The sequence below is a fragment of the Stenotrophomonas sp. YJH_SMC_27 genome, assembly GCF_059369815.1.
Genome location: NZ_JCAFTA010000004.1, coordinates 32,815 through 47,491, shown reverse-complemented (window position 1 = coordinate 47,491; position 14,677 = coordinate 32,815). Strand labels below are relative to the sequence as shown.

General features: G+C 67.3%; 13 protein-coding genes. 9 read left to right on the top strand and 4 right to left on the bottom strand.

Translation table 11 applies throughout. The features are described 5' to 3' along the window. Positions 1–36: 36 nt before the first annotated feature. Complete coding sequence (locus AC5P7R_RS07955; protein WP_134729986.1) at positions 37–2,067, top strand: M3 family metallopeptidase; 2,031 nt, start codon at positions 37–39, stop codon at positions 2,065–2,067. Between the two features lie 102 nt (positions 2,068–2,169). On the opposite strand, the gene AC5P7R_RS07950 is transcribed toward AC5P7R_RS07955, so the two are convergent. Together AC5P7R_RS07950 and AC5P7R_RS07945 are read right to left on the bottom strand one after the other, a co-directional pair. Next, positions 2,170–2,973, bottom strand: coding sequence for an SDR family oxidoreductase (locus AC5P7R_RS07950; protein WP_227852047.1), 804 nt, complete (start codon positions 2,971–2,973; stop codon positions 2,170–2,172). Further along, a complete protein-coding gene (locus tag AC5P7R_RS07945) occupies positions 2,970–3,536 on the bottom strand; it encodes a DUF1415 domain-containing protein (protein WP_031270500.1) in 567 nt (188 codons plus the stop codon). The genes AC5P7R_RS07950 and AC5P7R_RS07945 overlap by 4 nt, the downstream gene beginning before the upstream one ends. Before the next feature lie 193 nt (positions 3,537–3,729). On the opposite strand from AC5P7R_RS07945, the gene AC5P7R_RS07940 reads away from it, so the two are divergent. From AC5P7R_RS07940 to AC5P7R_RS07930, 3 genes are all read left to right on the top strand, one after another. Further along, entirely contained in the window at positions 3,730–5,196 is a 1,467-nt protein-coding gene (locus AC5P7R_RS07940) for a benzaldehyde dehydrogenase (protein ID WP_021203888.1), read from the top strand. Positions 5,197–5,213: 17 nt separating this feature from the next. Then, positions 5,214–6,341, top strand: coding sequence for an NAD(P)-dependent alcohol dehydrogenase (locus AC5P7R_RS07935; RefSeq protein WP_111098349.1), 1,128 nt, complete (start codon positions 5,214–5,216; stop codon positions 6,339–6,341). 392 nt (positions 6,342–6,733) lie between these two features. Next, positions 6,734–7,798, top strand: coding sequence for a helix-turn-helix domain-containing protein (locus AC5P7R_RS07930; protein ID WP_021203890.1), 1,065 nt, complete (start codon positions 6,734–6,736; stop codon positions 7,796–7,798). 35 nt (positions 7,799–7,833) lie between these two features. Here the strand turns inward: AC5P7R_RS07930 and AC5P7R_RS07925 are convergent, their stop codons facing one another. Further along, positions 7,834–8,316 (bottom strand): YajQ family cyclic di-GMP-binding protein, encoded by a 483-nt coding sequence (locus AC5P7R_RS07925; RefSeq protein ID WP_019660713.1) that lies wholly within the window; start codon positions 8,314–8,316, stop codon positions 7,834–7,836. A 153-nt stretch (positions 8,317–8,469) separates the two neighbouring features. Between AC5P7R_RS07925 and AC5P7R_RS07920 the strand changes: the two genes are divergently transcribed. The 3 genes from AC5P7R_RS07920 to AC5P7R_RS07910 all read left to right on the top strand — a co-directional run bounded on the left by AC5P7R_RS07920 (position 8,470) and on the right by AC5P7R_RS07910 (position 11,259). Next, on the top strand, positions 8,470–9,366 hold the full coding sequence (locus AC5P7R_RS07920; RefSeq protein WP_019660712.1) for a DMT family transporter: 897 nt from the start codon (positions 8,470–8,472) through the stop codon (positions 9,364–9,366). 199 nt (positions 9,367–9,565) lie between these two features. Then, positions 9,566–10,573: a methionine ABC transporter ATP-binding protein gene (locus tag AC5P7R_RS07915; RefSeq protein ID WP_021203891.1), complete on the top strand. Its 1,008-nt coding sequence runs from the start codon at positions 9,566–9,568 to the stop codon at positions 10,571–10,573. Then, positions 10,570–11,259, top strand: a complete 690-nt coding sequence (locus AC5P7R_RS07910; RefSeq protein ID WP_227852049.1) for a methionine ABC transporter permease — start codon at positions 10,570–10,572, stop codon at positions 11,257–11,259. The genes AC5P7R_RS07915 and AC5P7R_RS07910 overlap by 4 nt, the downstream gene beginning before the upstream one ends. A 105-nt stretch (positions 11,260–11,364) precedes the next feature. Here AC5P7R_RS07910 and AC5P7R_RS07905 read toward each other — a convergent pair whose 3' ends face one another. After that, entirely contained in the window at positions 11,365–11,967 is a 603-nt protein-coding gene (locus tag AC5P7R_RS07905; RefSeq protein ID WP_019660709.1) for a lipocalin family protein, read from the bottom strand. A 128-nt stretch (positions 11,968–12,095) separates the two neighbouring features. Between AC5P7R_RS07905 and AC5P7R_RS07900 the strand changes: the two genes are divergently transcribed. Next, positions 12,096–12,422, top strand: a complete 327-nt coding sequence (locus AC5P7R_RS07900) for a hypothetical protein (RefSeq protein WP_021203893.1) — start codon at positions 12,096–12,098, stop codon at positions 12,420–12,422. Positions 12,423–12,491: 69 nt separating this feature from the next. Then, positions 12,492–14,588, top strand: coding sequence for a prolyl oligopeptidase family serine peptidase (locus tag AC5P7R_RS07895; RefSeq protein WP_227854090.1), 2,097 nt, complete (start codon positions 12,492–12,494; stop codon positions 14,586–14,588). The last annotated feature ends 89 nt before the right edge of the window (positions 14,589–14,677 follow it).

Here is a 14,677-nt window from a genome sequence, read left to right as displayed (position 1 = left end):
TGCCCGGGTGCCGGGCCCGTATCCTGGAGATCTGCCGTGACCGTTGCCAACCCCCTGCTCGATTTTTCCGGCCTGCCGCGCTTCGAGGCGATCCGCCCCGAGCACGTCGCGCCGGCGCTGGATGTGCTGCTGGCCGAGGCCGAAGCCGCCGTCAGCGCGGCCGAGCAGGTGCAGCCGGTGCGTTGGGAGACCTTCGTCACCCCGTTGGACGACGCGACCGAGCGACTGTGGCGCGCCTGGGGCCTGGTCGGCCACCTGCAGGGCGTGGTCAACACCCCGGAACTGCGCGAGGCCTACAACAGCAACCTGCCGCGGGTGACCCGCTTCGCCAGTGCGCTGGGGCAGAACCTGGCGCTGTATCGGCAGTACCAGGCGCTGGCCGCCAGCCCGGAGGCGGCGCATTTCGATGAAGCCCAGCGCAAGGTGCTGGACAACACCCTGCGCGACTTCCGCCTGGGCGGCGCCGAGCTGGCGCCCGAGGCCCAGCAGCGTTTTGCTGCGATCAAGGAAGAACTGTCGGCGCTGTCGGCGAAGTTCTCGCAGAACGTGCTCGACGCTACCGATGCCTGGTCGCTGATCATCGAAGACGAAGCGCGGCTGAAGGGCCTGCCGGAAGACGTGAAGGCCACCGCGCATGCCGCAGCACGGAAGGACGGCAAGGCCGGCTGGAAACTGACCCTGCAGATGCCGTGCTACCTGCCAGTGCAGACCTGGGGCGAGGACCGCGACCTGCGCGAGATCCTGTACCGCGCCAGCGCCCAGCGTGCGTCCGAATTCGGCGATGACGCACTGGACAACAGCGGCAACATCGACCGCATCCTGGCCCTGCGCGCCGAACTGGCTGCGTTGCTCGGCTTCGATTCGTACGGCCATTACTCGGTGGCGACCAAGATGGCGCAGGACCCGGCCGAAGTGCTCGGTTTCCTGCGTGACCTGGCCTCGCGCGCCAAGCCGTTCGCCGCCAGGGACCGCGCCGAGCTGGAGCAGTTCGCACGCGAGCAGCTGGGCATCGATGCCCTGCAGGCCTGGGACCTGGCGTTCGCCGCCGACCGCCTGAAGCAGGCGCGTTACAGCTATTCCGAGCAGGAGGTGAAGCAGTATTTCACCGAGCCGAAGGTGCTGGGCGGCCTGTTCTCGGTGATCGAGCAGCTGTATGGCCTGCATGTGCAGGAGGACAGCGCGCCGGTCTGGCACGAAGACGTGCGCTTCTTCCGCCTGGTCGATGCGCAGGGCGCGCTGGTCGGCCAGTTCTACCTGGACCTGTACGCACGCGAGGGCAAGCGCGGCGGGGCGTGGATGGATGATTGCCGCAACCGTCGCGTGCGCGGCGACGGCAGCGTGCAGACGCCGCTGGTCTACCTGGTGTGCAACTTCGGCCGGGGTGCCAACGGCAAGCCGGCCACCTTCAGCCACAACGAAGTGACCACGCTGTTCCATGAGATGGGCCACGGACTGCACCAGCTGCTGACCCGCATCGGCGAACTGGGCGTGGCCGGCATCAACGGCGTGGAATGGGATGCGGTTGAGCTGCCCAGCCAGTTCATGGAGAACTTCTGCTGGGAATGGGACCACCTGCAGGCGATGACCGCGCACGTGGACAGTGGCGAGCCGCTGCCGCGCACGCTGTACGAGCGCATGCTGGCCGCGCGCAACTTCCACAGCGGCATGGCCACCGTCCGCCAGCTGGAGTTCGGCCTGTTCGACATGCTGCTGCACAGCCAGTTCGAGCCAGCGCAGGACAGCGTGCTGGCGCTGCTCGACCGCGTGCGCGCGGAAGTGGCGGTGAACCACCCGCCGGCCTGGAACCGCTTCCCGCACCAGTTCAGCCACATCTTTGCGGGCGGTTACGCCGCGGGCTACTACAGCTACAAGTGGGCCGAGGTGCTCAGCGCCGACGCCTATGCCGCGTTCGAGGAAGCGCCACAGGCACTGGCGGAAACCGGTGCACGCTTCCGTGATGAGATCCTGTCGCGCGGTGGCAGCCGCCCGGCGGCGGAGAACTTCAGGGCTTTCCGCGGCCGTGCACCGCAGATCGACGCGCTGCTGCGTCACTCGGGCATGGCGTAAGGCGTCGGGTAGGTGCCAACCTTGGTTGGCACTTCACCGCCCTCCACGCATGGCGTGGATCTACCGGAACGCCGGCCAACGGCCGGCACTACCGGTGGTCGGTCATTCGGCGTAGATCATCTTCCGGGTCATGCCGCCGTCGACGATGAAATCCTGGCCGGTGCTGAAGCCGGACAGCGACGACAGCAGGTATACCGCGAGCGCGCCGATGTCCTCGGGGTGGCCGACCCGGCCGACCGGGTGTTGCGCATGGTCGGTGGCCGAGTACTCCGGCGCGTGTCGCCGTGAGGGTGCCTGCCACTCGCTGGTGCCGATCCAGCCCGGGCTGACGCTGTTCACCCGCACCGCCGGGCCGGCGCTGATCGCCAGCGCATGGGTGAAGGCCACCAGGCCACCCTTGGCCGCCGCATAGGCCTCGCTGTGCGCTTCGGATTGCCAGGCGCGGGTCGAGGCGATGTTGATGATGGCGCCGGCGGCGCTGGCTGTCAGCGCCGGCAACGCGTGCTTGCTGCACAGGAAAGCGCCGTGCAGCGACGACAGGCGGCGCTGCCATTCATCCCAGTCCATGTCCTGCAGCCGCGAGCCGTGCGCACCGGCCATGCCCGCGTTGTTGACCAGCCCGTCGATGCGACCAAAACGCTGCAGGGCCGTGGCAATGAAGTCGCGCACACTGGCTTCGTCGGTAATGTCCAGGTGCTGGAATGCGGCGTCCTCACCGCGTTGCCACTCGCGCAGGCAGGCCTGGCCGGCTTCCACGTCCAGGTCGCCGATCAACACGCGGCCACCTGCACCGAGCACGCACTGGGCGATGCCACGGCCGATGCCGTTGGCGCCGCCGGTGACCAGCACCACCTTGCCCGACAATGGCGCGGCCGGCCAAGCGGCAATCGGCGGCACCGTGCTCACGACAGGTCTTCGCCACGCAGGCGGCGATGCCAGCCGTCCACGCCGATACGGTCCAAGGTCTGGATGTTGCGCTCGACGATCACGTCCGGATCAGGGAACGCGTCCACCGCGCGCGCCACGCTGTCTTCGCGCAGCAGGTGCAGCGTGGGGAATGGCGCACGGTTGGTGTAGTTGCTGGCATCGCCCGGCGCCACGCCTTCGAACTGGTAGTCCGGATGGAAGCTGGCCACCTGCAGGATGCCCTGCAGGTCCAGTGCCTCGATCGCCGCATCGGCGTTGTCGAGGAAGTCGTTGTAGTCGAGGAAATCGGTCAGCACCTGCGGATGCACGATCAGCGTGGTATCGATCTGCTCGGCCGGCGTATCGCGCAGCAGGACCAGTTCCTCGGCCAGCTGCTCAACCAGGGCTTCCGTCGTGGTCGCATCGCTGAGCACGATGCGAACCTGGTCCTTCACATACACCGCCTTGGCGAACGGGCACAGGTTCAGGCCGATGACGATGCGCTCCAGCCACAGGCGGGTGGCGGCGATCGGGTCATCGGTGGGCAGGTGGGTGTCGGTCATGGCGGGCACGTCGGCTGGCGGGGCGGACATTGTAGGCAGTGTGCCGCTGCCGCGCTGTTCACTGTGCAGGAACTGGACAGTCGCCATGCTGGAAATTCCCGCCGATTCAAGCCCTTGCGGGCGACCGCTGGATGGCCGATTGCCTGTCGCGGACGGCGGGCGTGGAATGGACGCACGACACAGGAGGACACCCATGACTGCATCTTCCCCGTGGCTGCCGGATGCCCTTTGGGCCGGCGCCTTCTTCGATGGTCATTGGCAGGCGGCCGAGCAACGGCAGCCGGTGATCGAGCCGGCCACCGGCAACACCCTCGGCGAAATCGGCCTGGCCGACCCGGCGCAGGTAGCGCGTTCGGCGGCGGCCGCTGCACAGGCGCAACAGGCGTGGGCGTCAGCGCCTTACGAGCAGCGCGCGGAGGTGCTGCGCAACGCGGCACGCCTGGCCGAGGAACACATCGACACCCTGGTGGAGTGGCTGGTGCGCGAAAGCGGCTCGACACGGCTCAAGGCCGGCTTCGAAGCGAAGGTGACGATCAAGGCGCTGCACGAAGCTGCGGCGCTACCGTCGCGCAGCACCGGCGAGATCCTGCCCTCCGAGCCGGGTTGGCTGAACCTGGCGCGACGCCGGCCGCTGGGCGTGGTCGGCGTCATCTCGCCCTTCAACTTCCCGCTGTACCTGGCCATGCGCGCGGTGGCGCCGGCCATCGCGCTGGGCAATGCAGTGGTGCTCAAGCCGGACCCGCGCACGGCGGTGTGCGGCGGCGCGGTGATCGCACGCCTGTTCGAACAGGCCGGTCTGCCGGCCGGCGTGCTGCACATGCTGCCCGGCGATGGCGCGGCCGGTGCAGCGCTGACCAGCGATCCGCACGTGGCGATGATCCAGTTCACCGGTTCAACCGCCGCTGGACGCAAGGTCGGCGAAGCGGCGGGCAAGCACCTGAAGAAGGTCTCGCTGGAGCTGGGCGGCAAGAACTCGCTGATCATTCTCGACGATGCCGACCTCGACCTGGCGGTGGCCAACACCGCGTGGGGCGTCTACCTGCACCAGGGCCAGATCTGCATGGCGACCGGCCGCGTGCTGGTGCAGCGGAAGATCCATGACGCATTCCTGCAGAAGCTGGTGGCCAAGGCCAATTCGCTGAAGGTGGGGGATCCGGCACGCGAAGAGGTGGCCATCGGCCCGCTGATCAATGCCGGCCAGCGTGACCACGCCGCGCGCGTGGTCGAGCAGGCGCTGCAGGCCGGTGCTTCGCTGGAGGCAGGCGGTACGCACCGCGATCTGTTCTTCGCGCCGACCGTGCTTGGCAACGTCTCTGCCGACAATCCAGCCTTCAACGAAGAGATCTTCGCGCCAGTGGCGGTGGTCGTGCCGTTCGACGATGACGACGATGCCGTGCGCCTGGCCAACGACAGCGAGTACGGGCTGTCGATGGCGATCGTGTCCAGCAACGTCGGCCGCGCGCTGAAGATCGGCGAGCGCCTGCGCACCGGCCTGCTGCACATCAACGACCAGACTGTGAATGACGAGGTGATCAATCCCTTCGGCGGCGTCGGTGCGTCCGGCAACGGCACCAGCATCGGTGGCCCCGCCAACGGGGAAGAGTTCACCCAGTGGCAGTGGTTGACCGTCAAGGGCGAAGCGCCCGCTTACCCGATCTGATCGAAGGAGCCATCACGATGAACGACAAGACCACAACCCACGAGATCACCGCCGTCGTGGTCCGCGGCAAAGAACAGCCCTTCGTCATCGAGCAGGCCCGGCTGCGTGGCCCGCAGGACGACGAGGTATTGGTGAAGGTAGTGGCGACGGGCCTGTGCCACACCGACCTGATCGTGCGCGACCAGTACTACCCGGTGCCGCTGCCGGCAGTGCTCGGCCATGAGGGGGCTGGCATCGTTGAGGCGGTGGGCCCGAACGTGCGCGACCTCAAGGTGGGCGACCATGTGGTGCTGACCTATGGCGCCTGCGGTCACTGCAATCCCTGCCGGGGCGGCCACGGTGCCTACTGCAAGGACTTCTTTGCGCTGAACTTTGGTGGCGACGATGGCCACGGCCATACCGCGATCACCGATGCGCAGGGTCAGCCGCTGCACGACCATTTCTTCGCGCAGTCTTCGTTTGCCACCTTCGCCATCGCGCGCGAGATCAACGCGATCAAGGTACCCGACGATGCGCCGCTGGAACTGCTGGGCCCGCTGGGCTGCGGCATCCAGACCGGTGCCGGTGCGGTGCTCAATTCGCTGCAGGTGCGCTCGGGCAGCAGTTTCGCCAGCTACGGTGCCGGCGCGGTGGGCCTGAGTGCGGTGATGGCGGCGAAGGTGGCCGGTGCCACCACCATCATCGCCATCGACGTAGTGCCCTCGCGGCTGGAGCTCGCGCTGGAACTGGGCGCCACCCACGTGGTGAACAGCCGCGAGACCGACGTGATCGAGGCCGTACGCGCGATCACCGGCGGTGGTGCGGACTTCGCGCTGGAATCGACCGGTCGCCCCGAGGTGCTGTCGGCGGGTATCGAGGCGCTGGGCGGCTTGGGCATGATGGGCGTGGTCGGCGCACCGAAGCTGGGCACCACCGCCAGTTTCGATGTGAACAACCTGCTGCTCGGTGGTCGCAGCATCCGCGGCATCGTGGAAGGCGACAGCGTGCCGCAGGTGTTCATTCCGCAGCTGGTCACGCTGTTCCTGCAGGGCCGCTTCCCGTTCGACAAGCTGGTGAAGTTCTACCCGCTGGAACAGATCAACCAGGCGGCGGAGGACAGTACGAAGGGAATCACGCTCAAGCCGATCCTGCGCATCGCGGCCTGAGCAGAGGGTGGGGTTGCAGGGCTGTGCCCTGCACCCGCCGAAGCAATGACAAACGCCAGAGCAACAGCAGAAGCTGGATTCTTGAGGTTGGCGGAGTGGGTCCGGTTGCGGGGGCCGCTGCAAGTACGTCCATGTAAGCTCGGTCGCGCCATCCATGGCGCTCACGCCCCCGCAACCGGACCCACCCCGCCTGCGACAATTTCCCGCTGCTGTTGGTGGATGCCGACCGTTGGTCGGCACGGGGTCGGATCCGTTTTCCAAAGGGAAACGGCTCTGACCCCGTGTTTGAACCGCTGGCGGAAACATTTCGTTGTCGGAACGTAACGTGGCGTTGCCGCTGGCGGGTGTACGCTGCGTCCATGATGGCCACGACAGTCGGGCAGCAACAACTGATGGCGGCACGTGCCGCTTTCGCCGAGGGCGATGCGCGCTCATTGGGCGTGTTGCCGCTGCCGCTGCAGCAGTCATGGCTGCGTTCGCGCGCGGCCGGCCTGCTGCCCGGGCAGGAGCCGGACTATCGACCGCTGCTGGGTGATGGCCGGCATCTTTCCGATCCCGGCGACCGTCGGCTCGCGCGCTGCGTGCGGCCGGAGCTGGAACAGCTGTGGGCCGCCTTTGGCGGGCGTGGCTGGACGATGTTCTGTGCCAACCGTGAGGGCATGGTGATCGCGCAGCAGGCCCATGGCCTGGAAGATGCACCGCTGCTGCGCCCGATCCAGGTCGGGCGGAGGCTGGGCGAGGGCGAGATCGGCACCACGGCACCGGCAGTCAGCCTGGCCGACGACCTGCCTGCGCTGGTACGGGGCAATGAACACTACCTGCAGCGGTTCGCCCCGGTGTTCTGCCTCAGCGAGCCACTGCACGATCTCGATGGGCAGGTATGCGGGGTGATCGATATCACCGGCCTGGGTGAGCGCGATCCCTCGTTGCTGCAGGGCTACTTCCGGCAGGCCGCGCTGGCCAGCGAGAACCGGTTGTTCCACGCGCTTGCCGACGTGCACCTGCTGGCGCTGCAGCATGATCCGCGCTGGCTGGCGTCGCCATTGCAGGGGCTGCTGGCGGTGCAGGAGGATGGCCAGCTGCGCGCGGCCAACCGTGTTGCGCGGCGCCTGCTGGGCCTGCCGCGTCGGGGACCATTGCCGTTGTTGAACCTGGAAAGCGTGTTTGCCGGCGCCAGTGCCGCGCAGCGGCGGCGCCTGCTGCAACCCGGGGCGCCGCATCGGGTGCGGGTAGGCGAGGGCAGTGCGGTTTACCTGCAGCACCTGCAGGCGCCGCGCAAGGTCGCTGGCCGCAGCGCGCAAAGCCCTCCAGCGGCGACGATGAATGCACCGCTGCTGCGTGATCAGCAGCGTGAAGCGGCGCGCCGTGCGGCGCAGGCGGCGGACGGCAATCTGAGCCTGGCCGCTCGCCAGCTGGGCATCTCGCGCACCACGCTGTACAAGCTGCTGCGCGGTTGACGTTGCAGTCCGCCGGGCATGGCCCGGCGGGCAGATCAATCGCGGAAATTGTTGAACTGCAGCGGCAGCTCGAACTTGCCGGCCTTGAGCACGGAGATGGCGTCCTGCAGGTCATCGCGCTTCTTGCCCTGCACGCGCAGCTTGTCGCCGTTGATCTGGCTTTCGACCTTCAGCTTGGCCTCCTTCAGCGCAGCGGCGATCTTCTTGGCGACCTTCTGCTCGATGCCCTGCTTGACGGTGATCTTCTGCCGGGCCTGGGCCAGGTTGGTCTCGATGTCGCCGAATTCGAGGCTGAGCACATCGATGCCGCGCGCGGCCAGGCGTGCACGCAGGATGTCGTTCATCTGCTTGAGCTGGAACTCGGTCGGCGCGAACTGGTTGATCACATCGCCATCGCGCTCGAACTTGGCATCCACGCCCTTGAAATCGAAGCGGGTGGCCAGTTCGCGGTTGGCCTGGTCGATGGCGTTGGTCAGTTCGTGGGTGTCGACTTCGGACACGACGTCGAAGGAAGGCATGGCGATGCTCCGCAGGATTCAGTGGCAGCCATTCTATCGCGAGGGCCCTATGCCCGCCCTTTGTAGCGCCGAGCCCACGTTCGGCTGCTTTGTGAAGAGCAGCCGAGCGTGGGCTCGGCTCTACAGAAAGCGACGACCGGGCGATAATGGGCCATGAACGTGCAACGCTCTCCCTCGCGCGCAGTGGCCTGGATGGTCGCTGCGGTCGCCTGCTTCTCGCTGATGGACGCCGGCATGAAGCAGCTGTCGGCCAGCTACCCCACCCTGGAAGTGACCTTCCTGCGCGGCGCGGCCTCGTTGCCGTTCGTGCTGGTCTGGGTGCTGGCCAGCGCCGGGCCGCGTTCACTGGTGCCGCGCCGCTGGGGGCTGCACCTGCTGCGTGGTGCGCTGGGCATGGCGATGATCGGCTGCTTCGTGTTCGCCCTGCGCGACCTGCCGCTGTCCACTGCCTACACCATCTATTTCGTTGCCCCGCTGCTGATCGCTGCGCTGTCGGTGCCGCTGCTGGGCGAACGGGTCGGGCCGCGGCGCTGGGTGGCCATCGGCATCGGCCTGGTCGGCGTGCTGGTCGTGCTGCGGCCGGGCGTGGACGGCTTCATTTCGGTGCCTGGGCTGATGGTGCTGGCCGCGGCCACCGCCTATGCCGTAGCCGCGATCACGGTCAGCCTGCTGACCCGCACCGATACCTCGCAGTCGATGGTGGTCTGGTTCCTGGTGATCATGGCCATCGGTGCCGGCCTGCTGGCCCTTCCCGGCTGGGTGCCACTGCAACTGGCACATGCGCCGCTGATCGGCGGCATGGGCCTGGCCGGAGCGCTGGGCCAGATCGCCCTGACCAGGGCCTTCCAGCTGGGCGAGGCCTCGATGATCGCGCCGCTGGAGTACAGCGGGCTGGTCTGGGTGATCGGCTGGGACCTGGCGTTCTGGGGCCAGCTGCCCGATGGCTATACCTGGGTGGGGGCGGCGATCATCGTTGCGTCCGGCCTGTACCTGCTGCATCGCGAGCGGGTGAACCGGCAGGAGCCGCCGAAGCCGTTGGACCACCCCTGAGCCGGGGTAGGGCCGGCCGGCGGCCGGCAACCCCTCGCGCCGGAGGGACCGCTGCAGGTGCCGGCCAGCGGCCGGCGCTACCGCGGGCAGCGGCTTAGAACCAAAAGGAATAACATTCTGGCCCATGGCGCGGGCGCGCGACCGCCTGCGCTGGTAGGCTGCACGCCCCCTTCCGTCACCCAGCCGGTGAGCCACGCCCGTGATCGAGTTCCAGCGCCTGCACAAATCCTATGCCGTTGCCGGCCGCGCAGTGAGCGCGCTGCAGCCGCTGGACCTGACCATCGAGGCCGGTGAGGTATTCGGCATCATCGGCCATTCCGGCGCCGGCAAGTCGACGCTGATCCGCATGATCAACCGCTTGGAAGAACCCAGTGGTGGGCGTCTGCTGATCGGTGGCGAGGATGTCACCGCACTGGACGCGGACGGCCTGCGCGCGCTGCGCCGGCGCATCGGCATGATCTTCCAGCACTTCAACCTGCTGTCGTCGCGCACGGTGGCCGGCAACGTCGCCTTCCCGCTGGAGCTGGCCGGCACGCCGAAGGCGGAGATCGACGCACGCGTGGTCGAGCTGCTGCAGACCGTTGGCCTGGAAGCGCATGCGCAGAAGTATCCGGCGCAGCTGTCCGGTGGCCAGAAGCAGCGCGTCGGCATTGCCCGCGCACTTGCAACGCGTCCGCAGATCCTGTTGTGCGACGAGGCCACCAGTGCGCTCGATCCGCAGACCACGGCATCGGTGCTGTCGCTGCTGTCGAAGATCAATCGCGAGCTGGGCCTGACCATCGTGCTGATCACCCACGAGATGGACGTGATCCGCCGCGTCTGCGACCGCGTCGCCGTGCTCGACGCCGGCCAGATGGTCGAGACCGGGCCGGTCACCCGGGTATTCCTGCATCCACAGCATCCGACCACGCGCCGTTTCGTCAGCGAATCGGAGCACATGGACGAAGGTGCGCTGCATCGCGATTTCGATGCCGTCGGTGGCCGCATCGTGCGGCTGACGTTCCTCGGTGGCGACACCTACGAACCCCTGCTCGGCAGCGTCGCGCGGCAGACCGGGGTCGACTACAACATCCTGTCCGGCCGTATCGACCGGATCAAGGACACCCCGTATGGCCAGCTGGTCGTCGCCCTGGTGGGCGGTGACCAGTCCGCCGCGCAGGCCGCATTCGTGGCAGCCGGCGTGCACGTTGAGGAACTGCGTCGATGATCATCGCTACTGCCGGCGGCTTCTTCCGCCACCTGGATGCGGACAAGTGGATGGATATCGGCAAGGCCACCCTCGAGACGCTGCTGATGATGGCCGGCTCGCTGCCGCTTACCCTGGCCATCGGCCTGCCGATGGGCGTGCTGCTGTACGTGTTCGGCGCGCCGCAGATGAAACGCCGGCCACTGGTCTATGGCGCGCTGGCGATCGTGGTGAACCTGCTGCGTTCGGTACCCTTCATCATCCTGATGGTGGTGTTGATCCCGGTGTCGCTGTGGTTGATGGGCCAGTCGATCGGCGTGCTCGGCACGTTGCCGGCGCTGGTCATCGGTGCGGCGCCGTTCTACGCGCGCCTGGTGGAAACCGCGCTGCGCGAAGTGGACCGCGGCGTGGTCGAGGCCGCGCAGTCGATGGGTGCCACCACCTGGCAACTGGTCACCCGGGTGCTGCTTCCCGAGGCGCGGCCGGGCCTGATTGCCGCCGCCACGGTCACTACCGTTGCTCTGGTTGGCTTCACTGCCATGGGCGGCGCGATCGGTTCCGGCGGCCTGGGCGACCTGGCACTGCGCGAAGGCTACCAGCGCAACCGCACCGACGTGGCCCTGGTTACCGTGGTGGTGCTGCTGATCCTGGTGCAGCTGCTGCAGATGCTCGGCGACCGCCTGGTCGCGCACTACACCCGCAAGTAGCCCGCCTCAGATAGTGCCGGCCGCTGGCCGGCAACGATGCGCTGCTCCCAGGTGTGCCGGAGCTGCCGGCCAGCGGCCGGCACTACATCTGCGCCCGGCGCTCTCTCAACGCACGTTGGGTACTTCGTAACCCAGCTTGCCGACCTGCTCCGGGCGCTGTGGCACACGCTTGAGCTTGTCGGTGTTCACCCCGTATTCGTCACGCAGGCGCTCGGCCAGTTCCTTGTAGAGGCCCTTGTCCATGTCCGGTGTGCGCGAGAAGATCCAGGCCATCTCGCGGCCCGGGTAGCCGATCAGTGCCCAGGAATAATCCGGTGCTACTTCCAGCACCCGTGAATGGGTGGGCACCACGCGATAGAACCAGGTGCGCCAGCCGTGATTGCCGCTGTCCGGGTCGACACTGGCGCGTGCGCGGATCTCCTGCAGGGGTTCGCCGAAGCCATCACGATAGCGGTAGGTGATGCCGACCTTGTGCGCGTCGCGCAGTTCGTACTCGTTGACGCTGGCCACATGGCCGCGCTCGACGAAGTTCGGCACGCGGCCAATCACGTACCAGGTACCCATGAAGCGCTTCAGGTCGATCGGCGCATCCGGGTCGGCGACGCGTGGGGCGCTGGCACGGGGCGATGGCGGCTCGCTGGCGGCCACGGCGGGGCCCGCCAGGGACAGGGCCAAGAGCATGGCGCAGAGCGGGCGGATCGAAGTCATGCGGGAGCGGGCTCAGGAGGGCTTTGCGTGAGCATGGTCGACTGAGCGTGCGCGATCCGTCAATGGTGTCGCAGCCTTTGAGAAGGGCATTAACCAAGCTGTGTTGCACTGTCTACCGGAGAAGCCCCATGAACGCACGTTCCGTCCGTCGCCCTGCAGCTGAACGCGTCAGCCTTGAACGTGCCGACCCGCGCCTGCTGCGCAGCGTGCGGCAGTTGGCCCTGGCCGGTGTGGCACTGGTCCTGGTCTGGCCGGCCGCGCGTGGTAGCAGCGCGTGGCTGGGCTGGTTGCCGATGTGGCTGGTGGGCATGCCGCTGGTGGCCTGGTGGGCGCTGCTGCGCTTCCCGTTGCCGCGCCTGTCGTGGCTGCGGCGGGCGCGTCACACCGGTGGACAGGCAGACCGACGCGGTGGCGGTGCGGCCCGCCGCCGTCGCGGCGCCACCGCCGCGGCCTGACCTTCGACACGGGGGCGACAGCGGTGATCCATGCTAGCGTTCCAAGGCATATGACTGCCTGGAGCTGCAATGTCACGATTCGCTTCCGCCTGCCTGTTGGCTGGCATGATGACCGCTGCCTCGGTGGGGACCGCCGTGGCCGCTGAAGACACCGACCGTTACGCCTGGCTCGAAGACGTAACCGGCGACAAGCCGCTGGCCTGGGTCAAGGAACAGAACGCCAAGTCCGAGGCGCGCCTTGCGCAGACCCCGGCATTCAAGCAGATGGAAGCCAGCATCCGCGAGGTGCTCGACTCCGATGCCAAGATTCCCGCCGTGCAGAAGATCGGCGACTACTACTACAACTTCTGGAAGGACCAGCAGCACGAGCGTGGCCTGTGGCGACGCACCACCCTGGCCGAATACCGCAAGGCCTCGCCGCAGTGGGAAACCGTGCTCGACCTGGATGCACTGAACAAGGCCGAGGGTGAGAACTGGGTCTGGCACGGCGCCGATTGCCTGCGCCCGGACTACAGCCGTTGCCTGATCGCGTTGTCGCGCGGCGGCGCCGATGCCGACGTCACCCGCGAATTCGACCTGGCCAACAAGACCTGGATCAAGGATGGCTTCTTCCGTCCGGAGTCGAAGGGCGGCCTCAACTGGATCGACCGCGATACCGTGTTCGTCTACACCGACTTCGGTGCCGGCTCGATGACCACCTCCGGCTACCCGCGCGTGGCCAAGCTGTGGAAGCGTGGCACTCCGATGGCCTCGGCCACGACGGTGTACGAAGGCAAGCCGGAAGACATGTACATCGCGGCGACGCACGATGACACTCCGGGCTTCGAACGCAACCTGGTCAGCCGCACGCTCGCCTTCTACAACAACGAGATCTACCTGCGCGGTGACGATGGCACGCTGACCAAGATCGACGCGCCGAATTCGGCCGAGAAGGGCCTGCACAAGCAATGGCTGACCCTGGAGCTGCGTGATCCGTGGACTGTCGGGGGCAAGACCTATGCGTCCGGTTCGTTGCTGGCCACCAAGCTGGATGACTTCCTGGCCGGCAAGCGCGAGTTCGACGTGCTGTTCACCCCGACCGCGACCACCTCGCTGGCCAGCGCCACCTGGACCAGGAACCATCTGGTGCTGAACGTGCTGGACGACGTCAAGAACCGCCTGTCGGTGCTGACGCCGGGCGCCAATGGCTGGCAGACCAGCCGCTTCGTTGGTGCACCGGCTTTCGGCACGCTGGGGGTGGCTGCGGTCGACAGCAATGACAGCGACGCGGTGTGGCTGACGGCCACCGACTATCTGACCCCGACCACGCTGGCGCTGGCCGAGATCGGCCAGGACCCGGAAACGCTGAAGACCATGCCGGCCTTCTTCGATGCCAAGGGCAAGGTGATCGAGCAGCACTTCGCCACCAGCAAGGATGGCACCCGCGTGCCGTACTTCGTTGTGCACGATCGGGCGATGAAGCTGGACGGTTCCAATCCGACCCTGCTGTACGGCTACGGTGGCTTCGAGATCTCGCTGACCCCGAGCTATTCCGGTGGCATGGGCCGCGCCTGGCTGGAAAAGGGCGGCGTGTACGTGGTCGCCAACATCCGTGGTGGTGGCGAGTATGGGCCGCGCTGGCACCAGGCGGCACTGAAGCAGAACCGCCACAAGGCCTATGAAGACATGGCCGCGGTGGCGCGCGATCTGGTCAAGCGCAAGATCACCAGCGCCAGGCACCTGGGCGTGCAGGGCGGCAGCAATGGTGGCCTGCTGACCGGCAACATGCTGACCCAGTACCCGGAGCTGTTCGGTGCGGTGGTGGTGCAGGTGCCGCTGCTGGACATGAAGCGCTACAACCACCTGCTGGCAGGCGCATCGTGGATGGCCGAGTACGGCAACCCGGATACCAGCGACTGGGAGTTCATCAAGACCTTCTCGCCGTACCACCTGTTCGATGCGAAGAAGAAGTACCCGCCGGTGCTGTTCACCACGTCCACCCGCGATGACCGCGTGCATCCGGGCCATGCCCGCAAGATGGCGGCGAAGATGATCGACGCCGGCAAGGACGTGACCTACTACGAGAACATCGAAGGTGGCCACGGCGGCGCCGCCAACAACGCGCAGGCCGCACACATGTCGGCGCTGGCCTACAGCTTCCTGTGGGAGCGCCTCGGCGGTAAGTGACGGAATGAAAAACGCCGCCTTCGGGCGGCGTTTTTCGTTGGGTCCGCGTATCCACGTGGCGTGGAGCCAGTAGATCCACGTCATGCGTG

Excerpts from the sequence above, each read along its gene's own strand:
- AC5P7R_RS07945 (WP_031270500.1), bottom strand. The coding sequence starts at position 3,536 with ATGACCGACACCCACCTGCCCACCGATGACCCGATCGCCGCCACCCGC.
- AC5P7R_RS07940 (WP_021203888.1), top strand. The coding sequence starts at position 3,730 with ATGACTGCATCTTCCCCGTGGCTGCCGGATGCCCTTTGGGCCGGCGCC.
- AC5P7R_RS07935 (WP_111098349.1), top strand. The coding sequence starts at position 5,214 with ATGAACGACAAGACCACAACCCACGAGATCACCGCCGTCGTGGTCCGC.
- AC5P7R_RS07930 (WP_021203890.1), top strand. The coding sequence starts at position 6,734 with ATGGCGGCACGTGCCGCTTTCGCCGAGGGCGATGCGCGCTCATTGGGC.
- AC5P7R_RS07925 (WP_019660713.1), bottom strand. The coding sequence starts at position 8,316 with ATGCCTTCCTTCGACGTCGTGTCCGAAGTCGACACCCACGAACTGACC.
- AC5P7R_RS07920 (WP_019660712.1), top strand. The coding sequence starts at position 8,470 with ATGAACGTGCAACGCTCTCCCTCGCGCGCAGTGGCCTGGATGGTCGCT.
- AC5P7R_RS07910 (WP_227852049.1), top strand. The coding sequence starts at position 10,570 with ATGATCATCGCTACTGCCGGCGGCTTCTTCCGCCACCTGGATGCGGAC.
- AC5P7R_RS07905 (WP_019660709.1), bottom strand. The coding sequence starts at position 11,967 with ATGACTTCGATCCGCCCGCTCTGCGCCATGCTCTTGGCCCTGTCCCTG.
- AC5P7R_RS07900 (WP_021203893.1), top strand. The coding sequence starts at position 12,096 with ATGAACGCACGTTCCGTCCGTCGCCCTGCAGCTGAACGCGTCAGCCTT.
- AC5P7R_RS07895 (WP_227854090.1), top strand. The coding sequence starts at position 12,492 with ATGTCACGATTCGCTTCCGCCTGCCTGTTGGCTGGCATGATGACCGCT.